This is a genomic window from Spirillospora sp. NPDC049652 (assembly GCF_040675125.1).
Classification (GTDB): domain Bacteria; phylum Actinomycetota; class Actinomycetes; order Streptosporangiales; family Streptosporangiaceae; genus Spirillospora.
In genome coordinates, this window is the sequence record NZ_JBFAOF010000522.1 from 1 (window position 1) to 5,097 (window position 5,097).

Annotated in this window: 5 protein-coding genes; 2 read left to right on the forward strand and 3 right to left on the reverse strand. The window is 73.0% G+C overall.

Annotated elements, in window-relative coordinates; genetic code table 11:
* Together AB0J52_RS26820 and AB0J52_RS26825 are read right to left on the reverse strand one after the other, a co-directional pair.
* A partial coding sequence (locus AB0J52_RS26820) for a class I SAM-dependent methyltransferase (protein WP_500185083.1) occupies positions 1-633 on the reverse strand: 633 nt, incomplete at its 3' end.
* A 481-nt stretch (positions 634-1,114) separates the two neighbouring features.
* Positions 1,115-2,479: an NAD(P)/FAD-dependent oxidoreductase gene (locus AB0J52_RS26825; RefSeq protein WP_500185084.1), complete on the reverse strand. Its 1,365-nt coding sequence runs from the start codon at positions 2,477-2,479 to the stop codon at positions 1,115-1,117.
* Positions 2,480-2,673: 194 nt separating this feature from the next.
* Here AB0J52_RS26825 and AB0J52_RS26830 point away from each other — a divergent pair, with 194 nt between their 5' ends.
* Positions 2,674-3,315, forward strand: a complete 642-nt coding sequence (locus AB0J52_RS26830; RefSeq protein ID WP_500185085.1) for a DUF4232 domain-containing protein — start codon at positions 2,674-2,676, stop codon at positions 3,313-3,315.
* 514 nt (positions 3,316-3,829) lie between these two features.
* Here AB0J52_RS26830 and AB0J52_RS26835 read toward each other — a convergent pair.
* Entirely contained in the window at positions 3,830-4,648 is an 819-nt protein-coding gene (locus tag AB0J52_RS26835) for a uracil-DNA glycosylase (protein WP_500185087.1), read from the reverse strand.
* 306 nt (positions 4,649-4,954) lie between these two features.
* On the opposite strand from AB0J52_RS26835, the gene AB0J52_RS26840 reads away from it, so the two are divergent.
* Positions 4,955-5,097: DUF2510 domain-containing protein (locus tag AB0J52_RS26840; protein ID WP_500185088.1), on the forward strand; the 143-nt coding region annotated here is incomplete at its 3' end.

Genomic DNA, 5,097 nt, shown 5'->3' on the forward strand with positions numbered 1-5,097 from the left:
GGACGCGGCGTGGTGCGCGAACGCGCCCCAGCCGCCGGAGAGGTCCAGCACGCGTGCGCCGGAGAAGAGACCGAGACGCTCGGCGGCCGCCGCGAGCGCGGCGCGCTGGGCCTCATCGAGATCGACGGCCTGGTCCCACATTCCGGTGGAGGTCGCCAGGGAGGGGCCGAGCATCTGGGTGAAGAAACCGGGGGGCGCGTCCAGCGGCCCGGAGACGTCGCGCGCGTCGCCGGAGGGGAACTCCTCGGCGGGCGGGCGCGGCTCGGTGCCGACCGCGCCGAGCATGACCGCCGTCCAAACGATCTCGCGCTTGTCCTCGCCGCTCAGCCGGATCGGCTCGTCCCCGATCCGCATCACCTGGCCGACGGCCGCGAGCGCGTCGAACACGTCCCCCTCGATGTCGAGCTCCCCGGCGACGTACGCGCGCACGAGCCCGATCTCGCCCGGCTTCCACAGCAACCTGCGCAGCGCCCTGCGGTGCCGGACGACGAAGGCCGGAGCGCCGGACGGCCCGACCGAGCTGCCGTCCCACGCCTTCACCTGGATCGGCAGCTCGGCGACGGGCGCGTCCGCCTCGCCGAGCATGATCCGCGCCAGCAGCGGTCCCAGCCGTCCGGCCACGCCCTCGCTCACGCGCGTCCTCCCTCACCCTCGCCGGCCGCCACCGACCATGCAGCCCGCATTGTCCGTCCAGCCTGCATTGTCCATCCGCCCCGAACCGCCTGCGCGGCCCGCACCGAGCATCCGACCGCCGCGGGCCGTCCGACCCGGACCAGCCTTCCGACCCGCACTGACCGTCCGACCTGCTCCGGTTCTCCGCCCCGAACCGCCCGTGCGGCCCGCACCGACCGTCCGGTCAGCACTGGTCGCCCAGCCTGCACTGGCCCTCTGGCCCGTACTGCCCGTCCTCCCTGCGCTGGCCGTCCCGCCTGTGCTGGGCATCCGACGCGCGCTCGCCGCACTCGCCGTACTGGCCGGGGTGGTCGGGTTCGGGGTGTTGGGCGGGGTGGCGGTGTTGATCGGGCCAATCCTGCCGTGGCGGTCGGATCGGCGGGCGCGCGGGGTCTGCGGAGGCCGGGCGGCGGGGTGGGGGATTCGGGGAGGGCTCGGGGCGTCAGCCGGCCTTGGGGCGGTTCTCGGTGGCGAGTTCGAACTCCGCTCGCGGGCTGGACAGTTCGCCCAGCGACACGATCTCGCGGCGGAAGAACAGGGCGAGCGTCCAGTCGAGGGTGACGCGGAACTTCCGGTTGACCGTCGGCATCCGGGACAGGTGGTAGGTCCGGTGCATGAACCAGGCGACCAGGCCGCGGAGCTTCATGCCGTAGACGTTCGCGACGCCCTTATGGAGCCCGAGGCCCGCGACGGAGCCGACGTAGGCGTGCTTGTACGGCTTCAGGGGCTTGCCGCGCAGGTCGGCGGCGAGGTTGTCGCCGAGGGTGCGCGCCTGCCGGACGGCGTGCTGGGCATTCGGGGCGGTGAACTCGCCGAACCCGCTCAGGTCGGGCACGCGCGCGTTGTCCCCGGCGGTGTAGATCTCGGGACGGCCCTCGACGGTGAGCTCGGCGGTGGCCTTCACCCGGCCCTTGTCGTCCAAAGGGAGGTCGGTGTCGCGGAGCATGGGGTGCGGCTTGACTCCGGCCGTCCACACCAGCGTGCCCGCGTCGAACTGCTCGCCGTCGCTGAGCACGATCCGGCCGTCCTCGGCCGACTTCAGCAGCGTCCCGAGTTTGATCTCGATGCCGCGTCCGCGCAGCGCCTCGACCGTCCAGCGCCCCATCTCGGGGCCGACCTCGGGCAGGATGCGGTCGGCGGCCTCGACCATCATCCAGCGCATGTCCTCCCGCCGGACGGGCGGATACCAGCGGCAGGCGTCGCGCGCCATGTCCTCCAGCTCCGCGAGCGCCTCCACTCCGGCGAACCCGCCGCCGACGAACACGAACGTCAGCGCCTTCCGGCGCACCTCCGGATCGTCGTTGGACGCGGCGATGTCCAGCCGCTGCAGCACATGGTTGCGCAGGTAGATGGCCTCCTCGACGGTCTTGAACCCGATCCCGCACTCGGCCAGGCCGGGGATCGGCAGCGTCCGCGAGATCGACCCGAGCGCCACCACCAGCCGGTCGTACGGCACCTCCCGCAGGTCCTGCCGCTCGGTCTCGTCGGCACCGGCCGGGCAGACGGTCACCACGCGGCGTTCGGCCGAGATGCCGACGACCCTGCCGTTCAGGACGCGGCAGCGTTTCAGGACGCGACGCAGCGGCGCGACGACGTGCCGGGGTTCGAGGTTCCCGGCGGCGGCCTCCGGGAGGAACGGCTGGTACGTCATGTACGACTGCGGGTCGATGACGGTGACGGCGACCTCGCCGTTCCGCATCTCCCGGCGCAGCCGGCGTTGCAGCCGCAGCGCCGTGTACATGCCGACGTAACCGCCGCCGACGATCACGATGTGCTTTGCGGAAGGGGGAATCTGCGCGACAGCCATACCGAGGCCGGTACCCGGGCCTGGGTCGTCCTCACCTCATGTGCCGCACATAGGAACAACTCCGCCGTTTCCCGCGTCTCACTTCCCGTATCACGAACACGGCGGGACAGGGCCAGACGGGGGCGTCAAGCGTCCGCTCGACGGAGCCGCTTGACCACGGCCCTGCCCCGCCACCACGAGCAGGGGAAACGCACATGTCACGGATCGTCCAGGCGTCGCTCACCGCGGCCGCCATCGCCGTCATGGCGACCGGATGCACCTTCTCCGTCAACGGGAAGGGCAGCGACGGTCACACCACCGGCTCCGCGTCCAGCCCGTCCGACGGAGGCCCGGATGGCGAGAGCGGCGGCAAGGGCGGCTCCGGCGGCGGGGCGAGCGGCGGGGGCGGAGGCGGAGGCCAGAAGCCGATCGACCGCTGCGCCGCGCCCATGCTGGACGCGTCCCTCAAGGCCTACAGCCCCGCGGCGGGCAACCGCTACGCGCGCCTCACCCTGACGAACGTCTCGGGCCACGCCTGCAAGTTGTACGGGTTCCCGGGCATCGGCCTCGCCAACCCGCAGAATCCGACCATCCCGGCGTCCACCCGCCGCGGCGGCACCCCGCACCCGTTCGTGGTGTATCCGGGCGGGCACGCCTACACACTGCTGCACTGGGGCGTCACCCCGGGCATGGGCGAGCCGGACGCCGGGCCCTGCGAGCCGACCCCGACCGCCCTGCACGTCACGCCGCCGGACGAGCGGTCCTGGGTGCGCGCGTCCTGGACGTTCGGCCCGGTCTGCCTGCACGGCGTCTTCGACGTCCAGCCCCTCTCCCCCAACATCCCGAAGCCGCAGTAGCCCCCGAACCCGCAGTTGATGGGCCGGCGCAGCCGCCGAGGGCCCGCCGACTGCCGCAGCCGGGCACCAAGCGGCGAGCGGCGAGCTCGCGAGCGGGGTGGGCTGAGGTTGGAACGCGTCCCAGGGCCTGTTTCAAATTGGCCTCAGCCACTCGCGCGAACGCGTGACCTGCCCGGTGAAGCGAAGCCGAAGGCGAGCGGAACCGGGCAGGTAGCGGAGCGTTGCCGCGTTCGCCAGGACCGGTTACCTAGCGAGCCCCTGGCGAACGACGCCAAAGACCTGTTTCGAAGGGGCCCGGCCACGCGCGCGAACGCGTGACCTGCCCGGTGAAGCGAAGCCGAAGGCGAGCGAAGCCGGGCAGATCGCGAAGCGATGCCGCGTTCGCCCAGGTCTGGTCACGTAGCGAGCCGCCAGGCGAGCGCAGTGGGCCGGGACTGTGACAACACAGCCGCTAGGCGAGCGCTGTGGGCCGGGACTGCGATCAACACAGCGAGCCGGGACTTTGAAGTACCACTTAGAGGTCGGCGAGGGTTTTGGCGCGGGTGAAGAGGGTGTCGAGCATCGCCTCGGTGACGCGGCCGGTGAAGGTGTTCTGCTGGCTGGGGTGGTAGCAGCCCAGGAGGGTCACGGAGGTGCCGTCGGGGCCCGCGAGCCGGACCTCCGCGCCGTGGCCGAACTTCGGGCGGGGGCGAGGCACCGCGTAACCCGCCTGGTCCAGCACGGGCCATACCGCCTGCCAGGCGAATCCGCCCAGGCAGACCAGGCAGCGCACGGACGGGGCGACGTCGTTGATCTCGCGGGCCAGCCAGGGGCGGCAGGTGTCGCGTTCGGCCGGGGTCGGCTTGTTGTCGGGCGGGGCGCAGCGGACGGTGGCGGCCATCCGGGTGCCGATGAGGCGCAGCCCGTCGTCGGCGCGGACGCTGGTGGGCTGGTTCGCGAGGCCGACCCGGTGCAGGGACGCGAAGAGCCAGTCGCCGGAGCGGTCGCCGGTGAAGATGCGGCCGGTGCGGTTGCCGCCGTGCGCGGCCGGGGCCAGGCCCACGACCATGATCTTCGGTGCGGGGTCGCCCCAGCCGGGGACGGGACGTCCCCAGTACGGTTCGCCCGCGAACATGCGGCGGCGTTCGACGGCGACCTTCTCGCGCCAGGCGACGAGCCGGTCGCAGGCGCGGCAGACGGACTGGCGGGCGACGAGTTCGTCCAGCGAGGGCGCGGACGCGGCGAGTTCGGAGACGTCGGCGGCGTCGTGCGCGACGGGCGTGCCGGGCTCGGCGGGGTCGTCCGGCCAGCCGGTGCCGGGGAGAACGTAAGGCGCGTTGGCGGCGTCGCTCATGTTGCGATCCTCGCACGTCGGACCGGCCGCACGTGGCCGATACCGCGTTCCCGACTCAATAGGACAAAGCACACATCTCGGGCAGGCGCCGTAGGTACGATGCGTCCACGCCGGAGGGGCCGCCCAGTCACGCTCGGAACCCGTGCGCACGACCGTGCGCGGAGTTCGGGACCGGGGCCGTGCGCCTGTTCCGCATGCGCCGTCCAGGGGACGCGTGCGCGGGACGCGTGGCGGCGGTGTGGCGCGGTGCTGGTGGCGGTGGTGTGGGACCGGGCGCGGGGGCCGCGCGGAGCGGAGGGCAAGGGGATGACCCGACCCGGGTGGTATCCCGATCCGTTGGGCGAGAGCAAGCTGCGCTGGTGGGACGGCGAGGCGTGGACGGAGGCGCTCAACCCGCAGCCGGCCCGGCCGTCCCGGGTCGCCGCCGCCCAGCGGCCGGAGGGCGCCGC